The sequence below is a fragment of the Arcticibacterium sp. genome (assembly GCF_055134445.1).
This window is the reverse complement of record NZ_JBSRVI010000027.1, coordinates 1-15,514: the sequence shown is the minus strand read 5'-3', so window position 1 is coordinate 15,514 and position 15,514 is coordinate 1. Positions and strand designations below refer to the sequence as shown.

Annotated in this window: 15 protein-coding genes; 12 read left to right on the top strand and 3 right to left on the bottom strand. The window is 36.9% G+C overall.

The features are described 5' to 3' along the window. The first annotated feature begins 88 nt into the window (after window positions 1-88). Window positions 89-652 carry an OmpA family protein gene (locus tag ACTBZY_RS03410; RefSeq protein WP_463044928.1) on the top strand — a complete coding sequence of 188 codons (564 nt, stop codon included), beginning with the start codon at window positions 89-91 and terminating at the stop codon, window positions 650-652. A gap of 27 nt (window positions 653-679) precedes the next feature. Beyond that, complete coding sequence (locus ACTBZY_RS03405; RefSeq protein ID WP_463044927.1) at window positions 680-1,294, top strand: hypothetical protein; 615 nt, start codon at window positions 680-682, stop codon at window positions 1,292-1,294. 70 nt (window positions 1,295-1,364) lie between these two features. On the opposite strand, the gene ACTBZY_RS03400 is transcribed toward ACTBZY_RS03405, so the two are convergent. The 3 genes from ACTBZY_RS03400 to ACTBZY_RS03390 are packed head-to-tail and all read right to left on the bottom strand — an operon-like array spanning window position 1,365 to window position 3,565. Beyond that, on the bottom strand, window positions 1,365-1,889 hold the full coding sequence (locus ACTBZY_RS03400; protein ID WP_463044926.1) for a shikimate kinase: 525 nt from the start codon (window positions 1,887-1,889) through the stop codon (window positions 1,365-1,367). 27 nt (window positions 1,890-1,916) lie between these two features. Continuing rightward, a complete protein-coding gene (locus ACTBZY_RS03395; protein WP_463044925.1) occupies window positions 1,917-3,032 on the bottom strand; it encodes a BT_3928 family protein in 1,116 nt (371 codons plus the stop codon). Beyond that, on the bottom strand, window positions 3,029-3,565 hold the full coding sequence (locus ACTBZY_RS03390) for a DUF1599 domain-containing protein (RefSeq protein WP_463044924.1): 537 nt from the start codon (window positions 3,563-3,565) through the stop codon (window positions 3,029-3,031). The genes ACTBZY_RS03395 and ACTBZY_RS03390 overlap by 4 nt, the downstream gene beginning before the upstream one ends. Before the next feature lie 102 nt (window positions 3,566-3,667). Here ACTBZY_RS03390 and folP point away from each other — a divergent pair, with 102 nt between their 5' ends. The 10 genes from folP to ACTBZY_RS03340 form a co-directional block, all read left to right on the top strand. Next, the gene (gene folP / locus ACTBZY_RS03385; RefSeq protein WP_463044923.1) at window positions 3,668-4,492 is read left to right on the top strand and encodes a dihydropteroate synthase; all 825 of its coding nucleotides are present in this window, start codon (window positions 3,668-3,670) and stop codon (window positions 4,490-4,492) included. Between the two features lie 116 nt (window positions 4,493-4,608). Further along, window positions 4,609-6,711: a T9SS type A sorting domain-containing protein gene (locus tag ACTBZY_RS03380; RefSeq protein ID WP_463044922.1), complete on the top strand. Its 2,103-nt coding sequence runs from the start codon at window positions 4,609-4,611 to the stop codon at window positions 6,709-6,711. Window positions 6,712-6,780: 69 nt separating this feature from the next. Then, entirely contained in the window at window positions 6,781-7,905 is a 1,125-nt protein-coding gene (locus ACTBZY_RS03375) for a thiolase family protein (RefSeq protein ID WP_463044921.1), read from the top strand. Continuing rightward, window positions 7,902-9,161, top strand: coding sequence for an AMP-binding protein (locus ACTBZY_RS03370; protein ID WP_463044920.1), 1,260 nt, complete (start codon window positions 7,902-7,904; stop codon window positions 9,159-9,161). Before ACTBZY_RS03375 ends, ACTBZY_RS03370 begins: the two co-directional genes overlap by 4 nt. Before the next feature lie 27 nt (window positions 9,162-9,188). Next, window positions 9,189-11,105, top strand: coding sequence for a TonB-dependent receptor plug domain-containing protein (locus tag ACTBZY_RS03365; protein WP_463044919.1), 1,917 nt, complete (start codon window positions 9,189-9,191; stop codon window positions 11,103-11,105). A 61-nt stretch (window positions 11,106-11,166) separates the two neighbouring features. Beyond that, a complete protein-coding gene (locus ACTBZY_RS03360; protein ID WP_463044918.1) occupies window positions 11,167-11,577 on the top strand; it encodes a 6-pyruvoyl trahydropterin synthase family protein in 411 nt (136 codons plus the stop codon). 4 nt (window positions 11,578-11,581) lie between these two features. After that, window positions 11,582-12,691, top strand: coding sequence for a lipid-A-disaccharide synthase (gene lpxB / locus ACTBZY_RS03355; protein WP_463044917.1), 1,110 nt, complete (start codon window positions 11,582-11,584; stop codon window positions 12,689-12,691). After that, a complete protein-coding gene (locus ACTBZY_RS03350; RefSeq protein ID WP_463044916.1) occupies window positions 12,691-13,179 on the top strand; it encodes a hypothetical protein in 489 nt (162 codons plus the stop codon). Before lpxB ends, ACTBZY_RS03350 begins: the two co-directional genes overlap by 1 nt. Before the next feature lie 87 nt (window positions 13,180-13,266). Beyond that, complete coding sequence (gene sufB, locus ACTBZY_RS03345) at window positions 13,267-14,712, top strand: Fe-S cluster assembly protein SufB (RefSeq protein ID WP_463044915.1); 1,446 nt, start codon at window positions 13,267-13,269, stop codon at window positions 14,710-14,712. Between the two features lie 65 nt (window positions 14,713-14,777). Next, window positions 14,778-15,514 (top strand): DUF5694 domain-containing protein (locus ACTBZY_RS03340; protein WP_463044914.1); only part of this gene is annotated, 737 nt, incomplete at its 3' end.

The following is a 15,514-nucleotide window of genomic DNA, read 5'->3' as shown; positions in this document are numbered from 1 at the left end:
TTTGTCCGTGATAATTGTATATTTATAAGCCTGATAGTGAAGCTTTCACCATTGGCTTTTTTTTAAAACCTTAAACCCCTTGACAATCATGAACAGATTCTTGATTCCACTTCTTATTTTGTTGTGGGCTCTTCTGTATAGTTGGTTTTGGAATTGTCAGCGTAAACCCCATTGTTCTGTAGGAGATTATGACGGTCATAGTACCGCGATAGCGATTCCCATGGAATCATCCGATGGCTTGACTGATGATGATACTGCCCAAATGGCAGAAGATACTGTACAGATGAAGATAGCAGAAGAAGAAAAACTTCTTTTTACTCCGCTAGACGTTTATTTCGAAACTGCAAAATCAAGCATTTCTCGAACGGCGGAAATTGATAATTTTCTAGCCACGTCTAAAAAGTATTTGGCATCTTACCCCGATAAACGCCTGAGTATTGTTGGGCATAGCGACAGTGAAGGTAGCGATGAAACCAATCAACGTGTTTCTGTACAAAGAGCAGAACTACTAAAGACAATGTTGGTCTCAGAAGGCTTTAAGGCATCGCAGATCATTACCTCTGGAATGGGAGAGAAAAGCCCAATAGCCTCTAATGATTCTCCTGAGGGTAGAGCACAAAATAGAAGAGCCACCATCAGATTGGCAGAATAATCACGAATTAAAAATCAGAATAAAGAGATGGAAAATATTGAATGTTTAATTACAAATTTCCCTTGGGATATATTTTTACTTTGTATAATACCATTATTGTTATTATGGTGGTGGCTTCAGAATCAGATAAACAGATATAAATCACATGCCTCAGAACTTCAAGATAGAATAAACTTCTTGGAAGGAGAGCTTGAAGCATGCAGGAAAAGCAAGGTTTCTGGAAGTGCTAATGTAGATGGTTATAAAACTACGATAGCAAAGTTAGAAACAGATTTGGCAGACTGCAAAAAAGCTAAAATTGCAGCGGCTACTGCTGGAGTTGCGGCAGGTGCCGCGGCAGCGGTGGGTGTAAGCACGCCAGTGGCCTCAATGGCTCCTAAGCCTACTAAGAAAGATGATCTTAAAGTGGTTGAAGGTATTGGCCCTAAAATAGAAGGCTTGTGTCATAATGCAGGCATTTATACGTTTGCGGATCTGGCTGCGGCCTCGTCAGATACTTTGAGAAATATCCTTTCAGAAGCAGGTTCTAGGTTTCAGATGCATGATCCTACTACTTGGCCAGCTCAAGCAGCTTTGGCTCGGGATGGAAAATGGGATGAATTGAAAAATTGGCAAGACGAGTTAAATAAAGGTCGTCAGTGAGTTCAATAGAATATAAAAGCAAAAGAGCCGTTTTCATTCAATGAAAACGGCTCTTTTTTTGAAACCCGATCTAGTTTTGATTTCTTGGAAACTGGGCTTCCAGTATCCAGAGAATAGTATGGGCATCTGTATCGCCTTCTATGATGATGGAAGCAGACTTATAGATGTCTATCCGGTCGTTATAGGTTGCTGTTAAAGTATCCAGAAGATTCTCATTCTCCAGCTTAAACATGGGTCTGTTATTTCTTCTGGAAGTACGTATTCTTTCCTCTAGTTTGTCAGGAGATACATTAAGAAATATGCTTATACCACTTTCTTTTATATAAGCCATGTTGTCGAAGTAACAAGGAGTGCCACCTCCTAAGGCTATAACTAATTTGCTATCTCGGGGAATTTTTTTTAGCTGCTCCGATTCCTTTTTTCTGAAATACTCCTCACTTTCTAGTCTGAAGATTTCTTCAATTAGTTTTCCTTCACTTACCTCTATCTTTCGATCTAAATCTACAAAATCGTAATCGAGTTCTTTCGCTAAATTTCTTCCTAAGGTACTTTTGCCTGACGAAGGCATTCCTAACATATAAATATTAGTGGTCATTCTTTAAATCTTTGTCGTTGTACTTGATTAATGGTTTAATAATTCTAAAACCTTGTTTTGGTTAGGAATATTGTGGCTGCTCCACTTTCCTTTTACCATGCCATCTTCCAACAAAATCAAAACGGAATTTGTTCTGGCCATAGCTTTTAAAACCTTCTCATCCGTATTAAAAAGTTTAGCAGGAAGGAGGTTTTCCTTAAAGCTACTTTTTATGTCGGATATAATTGCTGAAGTTAACAGCATGCTTTGGATGTCATTTTCTTTGAGTTTTTCACTCAACATTTTGGCTTCCTTAAGTTCTTCGGTACTGATTTTGTCAAATTTCTTAATGATAATAAAAAGCTTTTTACCCATAAAAGCATCTTCAGTAAACTCATTTCCATCCATATCGGTAACGCCAAAATCTGTGATTTTGGGCCTCAATTGATCTTCATTAAGAACATCAGAAGAGACATATTTATACCGAGTGGTATCCATAATATATTCAAGAGATTCCACTTTTTCGTCATTTACCTTGTCATAAAACTTGTAGGAAATGATTGGTTTTACTCCAGTAGGTTTCATTTGCTCAGGAAGGCTTAAGCCTTTAGCATAAGGAAGGAAATCTAAGAGCGGAAGATATCTTTTGGCATAAAGTCCTATTCCAAAGGCCACAACTGTGGCAACTATCGTAGCGGTTTTGGCAAAAGGTGCTGTTCTATAACGCTTACGATTAAAAAATATAACCAAAATAACCACTAAGCTTATAATATCCTTATAGAAAGAATGCCATGGTTTCAGTTTTAGGAAATCTCCGAAACAACCACAGTCGGTTACTTTATTGAAAAAAGCAGAATAGAATGTAAGGAATGTGAAGAATGCCATGAGTGCCAACACTATCCAAGCTGTTTTCCTCATTTTGAATGAAAATAAAAGTGCAACCCCAAGAATCAACTCTGATGCACAGAAAATAAGGGATAGTATTTGACTTTGACTGGCTAAGATTTCAAACAAACCAGAGAATGCCGGTAAATCTGCAGCAAATACTTCAAAATACTCTTGAAATTTAAGGCCGGTGCCATAGGGGTCTACCACCTTTACGAATCCGGAAAATATAAATTCTAAGCCCACAAGGACTCTTGCAATGTTTGCAATTAATTTCATGCTTTGTTTGTTTTGTTCTGTAAGTGTATTAAACAGAAAACGGCATAGTTGATAATATCTTGATAGCCGGCTTTAACGCCCTCAGAAATCAAGGTTTTGCCTTCATTGTCTTCAATTTGCTTTATTCTTAAAAGTTTCATCAAAATGATGTCGGTCATACTACTTACACGCATATCTCTCCAAGCTTCGCCGTAGTCATGATTCTTGTTAAATAAAAGCTCCATAACTTGATCTATCTCCTTCTGATAGGCAGATGGCAAGTCCGAAGAGCTAGTCCCATTTTCTTCTATCAAAATTAAAGCCATAACGCAGTAGTTTATGATTCCGATAAACTCAGAAACCTGGTCTTCGTCTACTTTTGAGAACCCATTTTCTTGAAGCGTCCTAATTCTTTGTGCTTTAATGAAAATCTGGTCGGTTATGGAAGGCAGTCGGAGTATTCTCCATGAAGTACCATAATCAAGGTTTTTCTTTGAAAATATATCTTGGCATTTGGTAATAATGCTTTTGTATTCTTTCTGAGTTTCTTGCATGTTTTGGTATTGGAGCGTTTTTTTGTTGCTTTGCAAAGCTATAAAAATAAGGCAAATAAATCTCTCTAAATTGAATATTGCGAAGCCATTTTCTTTATCAAAATGAAAAACTGGATAAATGCGGGAGATCGTATCATAGACCTTAGTATTCCTAAAATAATGGGGATAATAAATGCAACGCCAGATTCTTTTTATGAAAAGAGCAGGGTGTCTTCTAAGGATGCTTTAGACCACTTAATTTCTAAAATGTATGAAGAAGGGGCCGACATGCTGGATGTTGGGGGGTATTCTACTCGTCCAGGAGCTTTAGAAGTGAGTGTTCAGGAAGAAATTGATAGGGTATTACCTGTTATTGAAAACATAAGATCCGTTGCCCCAAACATTATTATCTCAATAGATACATTTAGGGCTGAAGTGGCGAAGGTGGCGGTCAAGGCAGGTGCTCACATTATTAATGATGTTTCGGGAGGGAACTTGGACGAAAATATGTTTGAAACAGTGGTCGCTTTAAATGTGCCCTACATATTAATGCATATGAGAGGAACCCCACAAACCATGAATAATTTAACCCAATACCACAACCTCACCAAGGAGGTTCTTTTAGAATTGCAAAAGAAGTGCGTTCAATTAAACCGTTTAGGCATTAAAGATATTATTATAGACCCTGGCCTTGGTTTTGCAAAAACAGTACGTCAGAATTATGATTTATTGGATGAATTAGATATTTTTAAAGTACTAGAACTTCCAATTTTAATCGGCTTGTCAAGAAAAAGTATGATTTGGAAGAAGTTAGGCATAACTCAAGAAGAAGCCTTAAATGGTACCACCATTCTAAATACAGTTGCGTTATTAAGTGGTACTAGTATACTTAGGGTGCATGATGTAAGAGCCGCCGTAGAGTCACGTAAACTACTGATGGGTGGATGATTTGAAGTTGCGGTTTAAACCGTAAAATAATTTTCCGTACTTTTAGTGAGAAAAGCTTTTACAAGCCCATTTAAAACATATATCTTTACAATATCCATAAAATAAAAAGCTCTTAAATGAAAAATTATACTTACGTGTTAACCAAGAGAATAACCTTGGTTTTCCTTGCTCTTTTTGCTTGGTCAAGCTCACTTGCCTTGGCCGCTCCACTTTTACCTGCTGATGCCCCAACGCAGATTGGTTTCCAGACAAATGGAACTGGTGTGGATGGAAAAGTAATGTGGGTGTATAGTAAATCGTCCTTTTTGGTTAGTGAAGGGACTGCCAAATTTGTTATAGAGGTAAGTGTTAATGGAGGTGGCTGGGTGTCAGCGGGTGCTGACGTGGCTTATGCTACAACCCCTCAAACGGATTATATTTTACCTGTTACGGGTTTAGTTGATGGCTCTACCTATAAGTATAGGGTCAAGATTATATCTACTTTAGAAGAGTCGCCATTTGCAGAGAGTTCTACTTATACTTATACTGCATTAACAGGATCCACTTCAATTTCAGAGCAAAATAAGACTCAAGGTTCTATTACCATTAATATTGTTGATGGAGTAACAGGAGAGGATGGATATAAAATTTACATTAAAAAAGTTGGAGCTAGTTCTTTCACTCTTAATAGAACGTTGACATTGTCGTCTCCAGAACAAGTGGTTAATATTTTAGGTCTGGATGCTAATTCATTTTATCAGATTTACGTACAAGCATATAAAGGAGATAATAACAAAGTAAGTAATACGATTACCGTTAAAACGAATAGAGCTTTACCGCCACAACCAACAAGTTTTACTTACAGAGATCTTTGTCCTGAAAAAGTGACTGTCGATTTTACTTTTGCTGATATAAGTCAATTTGACGAATTAGAGTTAAAGATGAACGGTGTTATAATAAGAACAGGATTACCAGGTACAGGAACTTTTACAATAACTGGATTAAATCCAGGCGTAAATTATAGTTTCGTAATTCTTACTAGAAATGAGACTGGAATAAGAAATTCTGAGGCATTAAACATCAGAACACCTGCTTATCTAGCTCCTGATGGTCCTTATAATATTACAGATCCTTACGATATTACTTCTAGCTCTATGACGGTGTCATGGCTGAATGGTCAAGAAGATTATCCTTGTTTGAATAAGATTCGTAATGAAATTAATCTTTTCGTTCAAATCGAGAAAAGAGACGGTACCGTTGAGAATAAAATATTCGCTACTTATAAAGATGCCACTTCTTACACCATTACTGGACTTCCTATGAAGGCCAAAGTGACGATTACACTGTCGGCTTATAATGATTTTCATAAGCTTCGTGGTTATGGTGAAAGACAAGTTTCAGCAACCACTTTAGGACCTCCTATTACACCTGTAGACTTAGGAGCTAAAGCACAGAAAGACCATTTAGGATTGGATGAAATCTTAGTGACTTGGAATGAGTATGCTAATGACGAAGATGGAAGTATAGTAGAAGTGAAAGTAGGTGCTGGTGATTATAAAATTATTGGTAAAATAAAACCAAACATTGCTATATTTTATTACAAGCCCACTCAAGCTGGTGTAACGTATGTTTTCAGAGTAAAAGCTTTTAATGTTTATGGTGATTCTGATTATTCTGAGTCTGCTACGGTAACTCCAGGTTTTACTTCTGAACCTAATGCACCCTCTAACCTAAATGCTGTAAATAAAGATGGAGCAGCGTATTTAACATGGTTAGATGATTCTAATAACGAGAGTGGTTTTGAGGTTCAAAAATCTGAAGACGCAGGTGTTACTTGGGTTAAAATAGGTGAGACAGGAATGAATGTAACTATGTTTACTGACGCTAGTGTGGTAGCAGGTAAAACGTATTGGTACGGAGTAAGATCTGTAAATAGTGCTGGAAACTCAGATTTAGCTAAGGCTTCTTTCAAAATAGCTGCAGCAACTGATGGTGGTACTGTAGGTGTGGTTAATGTTTATCCTAACCCTACTGTTGACGCTATTAATTTAAGAGTAGATAACGCTAAGCAGGGAACAGTTTCTATTTATAACCAGAGCAACAGAAGAATCCTTAGCAAAAGTGTTGATTTCCAAAATGGAGAATTAACTTTAGATGTGTCTGGATTTGCACCTGGTGCTTACCAAGTAGTGATATTTACGGGGGACCAAAAAATATCTAAAAAGATTTACAAGTATTAATTGTACTTAAAGAAAATCAAGGTCGACCAAATGGTCGGCCTTTTTTTATGCCCTATATTCGCTTGAAATATGCAAAGAGATTTTTTCATTTATGATGCAGTAAGAGTCCCCTCTGGAAAAATGGGGGGGATGTATAAAAATGTTTTAAGTGAAAGTTTGGCTGCTTTTCTAATTGACAACTTGATTGAAAGAAATAGTCTTAGGAATATAGAATTAGAACTGATTTTGGGGAACAGTATTGGTACCATGGGTAATATGGCCAGATACGCGGCATTGGAAAGTTTGTTGCCAGACTCCGTGCTAGCCTCTACAGTGGACTTACAATGTGGCGGTTCATATCAAGCCCTTAAACAGGGTTTGGGAAAGATTATGTTAAGTTCTTCAGATAGCATGGTTTTAGTGGGCGGAATAGAGAGCAATTCTCTTATGCCATTTAGAACATATCATCATAGAGATCCTCGATTCATAGAAGAAAAGCATATAGGTACGGCTAATTTTTCTCCAAGAAACGAAATAGGGCTTAGAAAGGCAGCTGAGAACCTGGCGAGAAAATACCATATTGGTAAGGATGACATGACGAAATGGACCGTAGAGAGTCATTTAAAGAGCCTTAAGTTTAGTGAATCAAATTTTTATAAAGCACATGTTCTTCCCTTTAAAGAATGTTTGGAAATAGATCAAACCATAAAGAAGGGATTGGATTTGTCCTTTTTTAAGACTTTGGAAACCCATAAGTTAATAGACAGAACAAATACCGCAGATTATCATGACGGGGCTGGCATATTACTTTTAGGGGGAATAGACCAAAGCACAGGAAAGAAACCTTTGGCAAAAGTTATGGACGTTCATATCATAGGACTTGATCCTAATATGGCACCAGAAGGATGTATCTTAGCGGCAGAAAATTTAATGAATGAAAATGCTTTGAGTTCCAGCGATATAGACCTCTTTGAAATTAATGAGTCTTTTGCATGTAAGCCATTATCTTTAATAAGCCATTTTGGTTTGGATCCTAATCGAGTAAATATTATGGGTGGGAATTTAGCAATGGGACACCCTTTTGCAGCTTCAGGTGCATTGAATATCATTAATTTAATAGGCAGTTTGAAACTTACAGGAAAGAAATATGGTTTAGTTTCTGCTGGAATAGCCGGAGGATACGGTGCCGCAGTTTTGATAGAGAATGTAATGTGATAGTAGACAAGGTATTAAAAGTTTCAGATTTATTCCCAGAAAAAGATGCGATCATCTTTAATGGGATAGCTCTGTCTTATCGGGAACTTGCGATGGCCATAAGAAGAAGGAGTAATGAAAGTGGCTCAGAAAACGCCACTTTTATTTTTAATGATAATCCAGTTGAAACGATAGTTCAGGTATTGGCTAAAAACCTTTCTAATGAACCAGTTTTAGTCATGCCTTACGATTTTCCAGAAAGCAGAGTTTCGGAAATTAGAGACCAAGATATCCCCGAAAAATCCTTTATAGGAATACTAACTTCAGGTAGTACAGGTAAATCAAAAGGAGTTTGGAAGACCAACGATAATTGGGAGAAGGCATTTGAATATCAAAGTTCGGTATTTGGGATATCAGCTTCAGATAAAGTATTTGTGTTGGATGCTTTGTCATATTCTGCTAATCTTAACGCTGCTTTGCATATTTTGTGGTTGGGGGGTACGCTGGTTTTGGGCCAGTTAAAATGTGCAAAAAAATGGCGTAACCAATTTTTAAATGAGGGCGTTACTTCCTGTTTTCTTGTTCCTTCTCACTGCAGGCTATTGGTAAAAGATAGCGGAGCAAATAATGGTATAAAATCTATTGTTACCGCTGGCGAAAAACTGAATTCTACAACCGCTTTGGAACTAGTAGATATTTTTCCAAATGCCAAATTGACGGAATATTATGGTGCTGCCGAGTTAGGTCATATTACTTATCATCAAGGTAGTGATATTTATAATTATCCTCATTCGGTAGGTAAGCCATTTCCTCAAGTGAAAGTGAGCGTTAAGGATGAAAAGGTTACAGTAGAAAGTCCTTATGTATCTGGAGAATATAAAAACAAAGGTACTGTAGATGATTTAGGATATTTTGACGAGGGAGATAGACTAATATTAAAAGGTAGAGCTGGTAGAATGTTCAATAGGCGGGCTCTAAATATTTATGCCCAAGAGATTGAAAATATAGCCCTATCGTTTAGTTCTGTAGAGAGAGCGGTATTGGTGGAGGATGAGATAAATAGAAGGCTCAGCTTATATTTTACGACCAATAAATTTGCTTTAGGGAATAATGAGGAGGAATTGACGGCTTTTCTTAGGGAATGCTTGCCAAGTTCAAAGGTTCCAAATTTTGTTAAAGAGTTGGATGAAATCCCGCATTCAGAGGCGGGTAAGGTTGATTTTCGTGCATTGAGTAAAATGTGTAGTGAAGAAAGGAATCGAGACGTTGTTTCTTGATTTTAAAATTTCACTTAATACATTTTTATGATTCGTAAAATACTTTTTATGACTCTCTTGAGTCAATATGCTTTTAGTCAGGATAGTTTAACACTTGATCTATCCGAAATAAAAGTTTCTGCCAATATAAATCAGTCTGAAATAATTAAAACGGCTAGGAATGTTTCTATCATTTCAGCTGAAGAAATATCACATTCACCTGTGAAAACGATAGATGGCATTCTACAATATGCTCTTAATGTAGATGTAAGATCTAGGTCTCCTTTTGGGGTTCAGTCCGATGTAAGTATCAGAGGTGGTCACTTTGATCAAACTTTGGTTTTGATAGATGGCGTTAAAATGAATGACCCGCAAACGGGCCATCATGCACTTAATTTGCCAATCCCAATAGAGTTGATTGAAAGAATAGAGGTGGTTCAAGGTGGGGCTTCTAGGGTTTATGGACCCAACGCTTTTTCTGGTCTTATAAATATCATTACCAAAGAATCAGCGAAAAATGTCTCTAGCGTCGGTATTGCTGGAGGCGAAAATGGATTGTATAAATTGGATGCTAATTTAGGGTTTTCAGGCAAGAGGATGGATAGCTTCATTTCTGTTTCCAAAATTCATTCGGATGGATTTATACATAATACCGCTTTTAACCGAAACACGCTTTATGCAAAAACGAGTATTCAGGATAAATATGGGTTTTTGACCTTACAAGGTGGTATAATGGGTAATGAGTTTGGAGCTTCTAACTTTTATCACCCTAAGTTTTACGATCAATATGAAGAGACCAATACGAAATTTTTGGCCTTGACCAAAACACATAATTTCTCAAACAATTTAGCAGGGACATTGATAGCGTCCATTAGAAACCTGAAGGATCTATATGATTTCAATAATTATTTAGATGACCCAACGACCCTAAACAGTGTAAATTTTCATAAATCTAATGTTATAGATTTGGAATGGAAAATGAGGTACTTGTCTGACTTTGGAGCCACTTCAGTAGGGGTAGAATGGAGAGAGGAAGGTATTTTAAGTAATAGATTAGGCGATGAATTATCCAACCCAAAAGAAGTGAAAAATTATTCGGGTATATTCTATTCTAAATCCAAGACACGTCGAAATGTCAGTGGTTATTTTGAGCAACAAAAGTCTTGGGATAAATTATTGGTTTCGGGTGGTGCATTGATAAATTTCAACTCGCAGTTTGGTACTGAAATATATCCGGGAATTGATGTTTCTTACGCCCTTTTCGATAATGTCTCCATTTATGGAACGGCAAATAAATCGTTACGCTTCCCCACGTTTACGGAGCTTTACTTGAATACATCTACCGTTAAAGCAGATCCAGATTTACTTCCAGAAAAAGCGATTAACTATGAACTAGGATTTAAAAGGTTTAATAGTTGGAGTAATTTGACAGCTTCCGTTTTTTATAAAAAAACCACGGACGCTATTGATAAAATAAAAAGGCCAAATGTAGATGTGCCAACCATGGAGAATATCGATAATATCAATATGGCCGGTTTGGAATTGGTAAGTCAATTTAATGTGGCTAAAAGGCTTGGGGATACTAATAACTGGTTCCAGAAGGTTCAATTAAACTATGCTTATCTTGTGGCGGATAGAAAAGAGGATAACTTTCAATCTTTTTATACCTTGAATTTTCTTAAACATAAGTTTGGAGTTGGTACCTTTTATCGTATTTCAAAATCCATAAATGTTTCTCTTTATTATACCTATAAAATGAGAGAGGGGGATTTTGCTTTGGATGCTAAATCAGAGGTGCAGAGCTACAAACCAGTACATCTTTTGGATACAAGAATTGATTATAAAAGGAAATGGTTTAGTGCTTTTATGGACATAAATAACATTCTCAATTATCAATACTATGAGTTTGGTTTTGTGGAACAGCCGGGGAGATGGGCAAGTGCTGGAATAAAAATGTCTTTTTGACATACGATAGTGAAAAGGGTTATAGGAAAATAGTGCTACTTTTGCAGAAATTCAGGTGGAAATGATTCGAATTACAAGACGTGAGAATTTTAATGCGGCACATAGGCTTTTTAATCCTAAGTGGTCGGAAGAGAAGAATTTCGAGGTCTTTGGACCTTGTAGTAGACTTCATGGTCATAACTGGACGCTTTATGTAACCGTTACTGGTGAAATTGATGAAGATACTGGTTTCGTAATGGATCTCAAGAAACTAAAAGATCTTGTGAGGGAAGTGGTTATAGACAAGGTAGATCACAGCTATCTCAATGAGGATGTCGATTTCTTAAAAGGCAAGCTGCCGAGCACAGAAATATTTTCGAGAGAAATTTGGGCTCAATTAGAACCCATACTCTCAGAAAAGTATGGTGTGAAACTTTTTGAAGTTAAGCTTCACGAAACAGAAAATCACTACGCTCAATATTTTGGCGAGTAGTATTATGAAATATTTCATAATTGCGGGAGAAAAATCTGGAGACCTCCATGGCGGCAATTTGGCAAAGGAGCTTAAGCGTAAGGATGCCACTGCTTTAATAAGAGGGTGGGGTGGCTCAGATATGCAAGATGCCGGGGTAGAGGTTACCCAAAACTACGCCGAACTAGCCTATATGGGACTTGATTTCTTAATGCATTTTGGACGGATTAGAAATCTATTTAAGGGTTGCAAAGAGCAAATATTAGATTTTTCTCCGGATGTTTTGATACTCATAGATTATAGTGGATTTAATCTTAGAATAGCTAAATGGGCTAAGAAACAAGGTTTTAAAGTCATATATTATATTGCTCCTAAGACCTGGGCTTGGAATGCTTCTAGAAATAAGTCTATAAAGAAATATGTGGATAGGCTTTTGGTGATTTTGCCATTTGAAGAGACCTATTTTAGAGAAAGGGAAATCAATACAAAGTATGTAGGAAACCCTTTGATTGAAAGAATAAATGCTTTTGTGCCTGAGGAGAATTTCAAAAATGAGCTTCCTGAAGGTTATAATTCTATTGTTGCACTTTTGCCAGGGAGTAGAAGAAAGGAGATTGAAAGGGTATCCGCAGAACTGAAGAAAGTGGCAAGGCAGTTTAAGCATACGCTTTTTGTGGTGGCCGCTATTTCTGAGATTGATGAAGAGCTTTATAAATGCTTTGATTGCATCCCAAATTCAATTTTGGTTTACGATAAAACATATTCGATTCTTCAAAATGCGGATGCTGCCATAGTCACATCTGGAACGGCAACACTAGAAACCGCATTGTTTGGAGTGCCTCAAATAGTGGTGTATAAAGCTGACAAACTGACTTATTTTATAGGAAGCAGGATGGTAAAAATAAAGTATATATCATTGGTGAATCTTATTTTGGATAAGCCAGCTGTGCCGGAATTAATTCAGGATAACTTTAATTCTGGAATGATAAAAAGTCACTTAAAAGAGCTGCTTTTTGATACTAAAAAGAAAGAAAAACAGTTGGAGTATTATCAGAAACTTAAGCTGCTTATTGGAGATGAAAATGCTTCAAAAGTGGCTGTCAATAATATTTTAGAATATCTTAAATTAAAATAATGAGAACTACATTTTTTGCTTTATTGTTAGTTGGTCTTTTCATTTTGGGTTGTAAAAAAGATTCGGATGTTCCTGCCGAGACTAGACCTACAATTGAATTATTAACCAATAATAGTTCTAAATCTTGGAAGGTAAAGGATGGGACGGCGAAATCTCAAAATGGTTTGGAAGTAAACCTTATAGCCTCCCAAAACCCTTGTATAACGGACAATGTTATCGTTTTATCGGCTGATTTTTCGTATAAATTTTTGGAAGGAGCCACAAAGTGTAACCCAAGTGACCCTGATCAGATATTGGCAGCAACTTGGAGCTTATCACAAGATAATTCTAGTATCACGATTGATAAGTTCATATTTCTAGGTAGAACTATTGATAAGCCATCTTTTGTGTTGACGGAAGTTACAGAAGCAACTTTTTCTGGAACCACTACCATTACCTTTGAAGGAGAGGTATTTAACCTCAATGTGATATTTGGACAAGTAATTTAAATTTCTAGTTAGAATAATTCTAATTTAGAGAACATATTACTCGAAGCTTATGTTAAGTTGCTGAGTGATATCATTAAGCAAGTAAGAATGAGAAAAGATTTAGAGTTACTGGAAGAGATTACCGGCACGGATTATAAGTACGGTTTTTATACGGATATAGAGGCAGATGAAGCTCCTCCAGGGCTTGATGAGAGTATTGTGAGGTTTATTTCTGCGAAGAAAAACGAGCCAGAATGGATGTTAGATTGGCGTTTGAAGGCCTTTGAAATTTGGAAACAAATGACTGAGCCTAATTGGGCTAATGTAACTTATACAAAACCTGATTTTCAGGCCATAAAGTACTATTCCGCTCCTAAGCAGATAAAGACGCTTGATAGCTTGGATGAGGTAGATCCTGAATTAAGAAAAACTTTTGAAAGATTAGGGATTTCTTTAAACGAGCAGAAGAGACTTTCTGGTGTAGCGGTGGATGCTGTTATAGACTCAGTTTCTGTAGCCACAACTTTCAAAAAAGAGTTAGGAGAGAAAGGTATTATTTTCTGTTCCATGTCAGAGGCGATCCAAGATCACCCTGAATTGGTAAAGAAGTACTTAGGATCTGTGGTTCCTGTTAAAGATAATTTTTATGCAGCTTTAAATGCGGCTGTTTTTTCTGACGGTTCCTTCTGTTACATACCTAAAGGTGTGAGATGCCCTATGGAGCTATCTACTTATTTTAGGATAAATGCGGCAGGAACGGGTCAGTTTGAGAGAACGCTTATAGTGGCAGATGACAATTCTTATGTTAGTTATCTGGAAGGCTGTACTGCTCCTCAAAGAGACGAAAATCAGCTTCATGCAGCTGTGGTAGAAATTTTCACGGGAGAGAACGCAGAAGTGAAATATTCTACGGTTCAGAACTGGTATCCTGGAGATAAAAATGGTCTTGGCGGTGTCTTTAATTTTGTAACGAAGAGAGGGCTGTGTTTTGGGAATAATTCCAAAATCTCATGGACTCAAGTAGAGACGGGTTCCGCTATTACTTGGAAATACCCTTCTGTTATATTAAAAGGTGATAACTCTATTGGAGAATTTTATTCCGTAGCCGTTACCAATAATTATCAGCAAGCGGATACTGGGACGAAAATGATTCACCTAGGAAAAAATACCAAGAGTAGGATTGTATCTAAAGGAATATCAGCTGGAAAAAGCCAAAATTCATATAGAGGTTTGGTAGAAATATCAAAACGAGCTATCAATTCTAGAAATTACTCTCAATGTGATTCTATGTTGCTCGGAGATCAGTGTGGAGCACATACCTTCCCATATATTGAGGTTAAAAACTCAACGGCATCTGTAGAGCATGAGGCTACCACATCTAAGATTGGTGAAGACCAGCTTTTTTACTGTAACCAAAGAGGTATTGATACAGAGGCTGCTGTGGCATTAATTGTCAATGGTTATGCCAAAGAAGTATTGAACCAGTTACCAATGGAATTTGCTGTGGAAGCTCAAAAACTTCTTGAGATTTCTTTAGAAGGTTCGGTAGGTTAAAAAATTCAAATCATAAATTTTAAAAAAGCTGTCATTTGGCAGCTTTTTTACGTTAATTCATGTCCATGACAAGAATTATTTTTATTCTTTTAATGACAGTGCCTAACTTCATGAACGCTCAGTCTCATAACAAGATTGATGCTGTGATACTAGGTACCTTTCACTTTGGAGAAACCCCAGATTTTAAAAGCAGTGAGTATGATGACATTCTAAAACCCAAACGGCAGCGGGAATTAAAAGCTTTGGTGAAAAAGTTAGCGGATTATAGACCGGACAAGATTTTTGTTGAAAATACTCCGGAGGCACAAGATTTTTGGGATAAGGTCTATACGGATTATCAGCGGAAAGTTTTTCCTTCAAGCCTTTCAATACTTCAAAATGAGATTTTTCAAATTGGTATAAGAACCGCCAGTTTATTAAAGAATGAACATGGGGTTATTTGTATAAATTACATTAATCCAGATGCTTTGGGTCAGTGGCCATCAGATATGGTAGAGCGTAAATGGAAGGAGTATGCTAACCAAGTCAACCTAAAAAAACCAGAGTTTGAGGAATTCTTCAAGTCAAATACTTTGGCTTCCGCTACGTTCCATGGCTTTCTTGAAGAACACGATTCTTGGAAGAAATTATCTCTTAATGAACATTTGATTAAAATGAATGAAGAGGAAAGCTTAAGGGCTCTTCAATATTTTAACGTACTGGCATGGATGGATAATGACGTCAATGGTGTAGGTGCAGAATTAACATCTATGGAATACCATCGAAATCTTAAAATTCTTCAAAACCTTTACAAGATCGGAAG

Coding starts and splice junctions, on each gene's coding strand:
- ACTBZY_RS03410 (WP_463044928.1), top strand. CDS start 89: ATGAACAGATTCTTGATTCCACTTCTTATTTTGTTGTGGGCTCTTCTG.
- ACTBZY_RS03405 (WP_463044927.1), top strand. CDS start 680: ATGGAAAATATTGAATGTTTAATTACAAATTTCCCTTGGGATATATTT.
- ACTBZY_RS03400 (WP_463044926.1), bottom strand. CDS start 1,889: ATGACCACTAATATTTATATGTTAGGAATGCCTTCGTCAGGCAAAAGT.
- ACTBZY_RS03395 (WP_463044925.1), bottom strand. CDS start 3,032: ATGAAATTAATTGCAAACATTGCAAGAGTCCTTGTGGGCTTAGAATTT.
- ACTBZY_RS03390 (WP_463044924.1), bottom strand. CDS start 3,565: ATGCAAGAAACTCAGAAAGAATACAAAAGCATTATTACCAAATGCCAA.
- folP (WP_463044923.1), top strand. CDS start 3,668: ATGAAAAACTGGATAAATGCGGGAGATCGTATCATAGACCTTAGTATT.
- ACTBZY_RS03380 (WP_463044922.1), top strand. CDS start 4,609: ATGAAAAATTATACTTACGTGTTAACCAAGAGAATAACCTTGGTTTTC.
- ACTBZY_RS03375 (WP_463044921.1), top strand. CDS start 6,781: ATGCAAAGAGATTTTTTCATTTATGATGCAGTAAGAGTCCCCTCTGGA.
- ACTBZY_RS03365 (WP_463044919.1), top strand. CDS start 9,189: ATGATTCGTAAAATACTTTTTATGACTCTCTTGAGTCAATATGCTTTT.
- ACTBZY_RS03360 (WP_463044918.1), top strand. CDS start 11,167: ATGATTCGAATTACAAGACGTGAGAATTTTAATGCGGCACATAGGCTT.
- lpxB (WP_463044917.1), top strand. CDS start 11,582: ATGAAATATTTCATAATTGCGGGAGAAAAATCTGGAGACCTCCATGGC.
- ACTBZY_RS03350 (WP_463044916.1), top strand. CDS start 12,691: ATGAGAACTACATTTTTTGCTTTATTGTTAGTTGGTCTTTTCATTTTG.
- sufB (WP_463044915.1), top strand. CDS start 13,267: ATGAGAAAAGATTTAGAGTTACTGGAAGAGATTACCGGCACGGATTAT.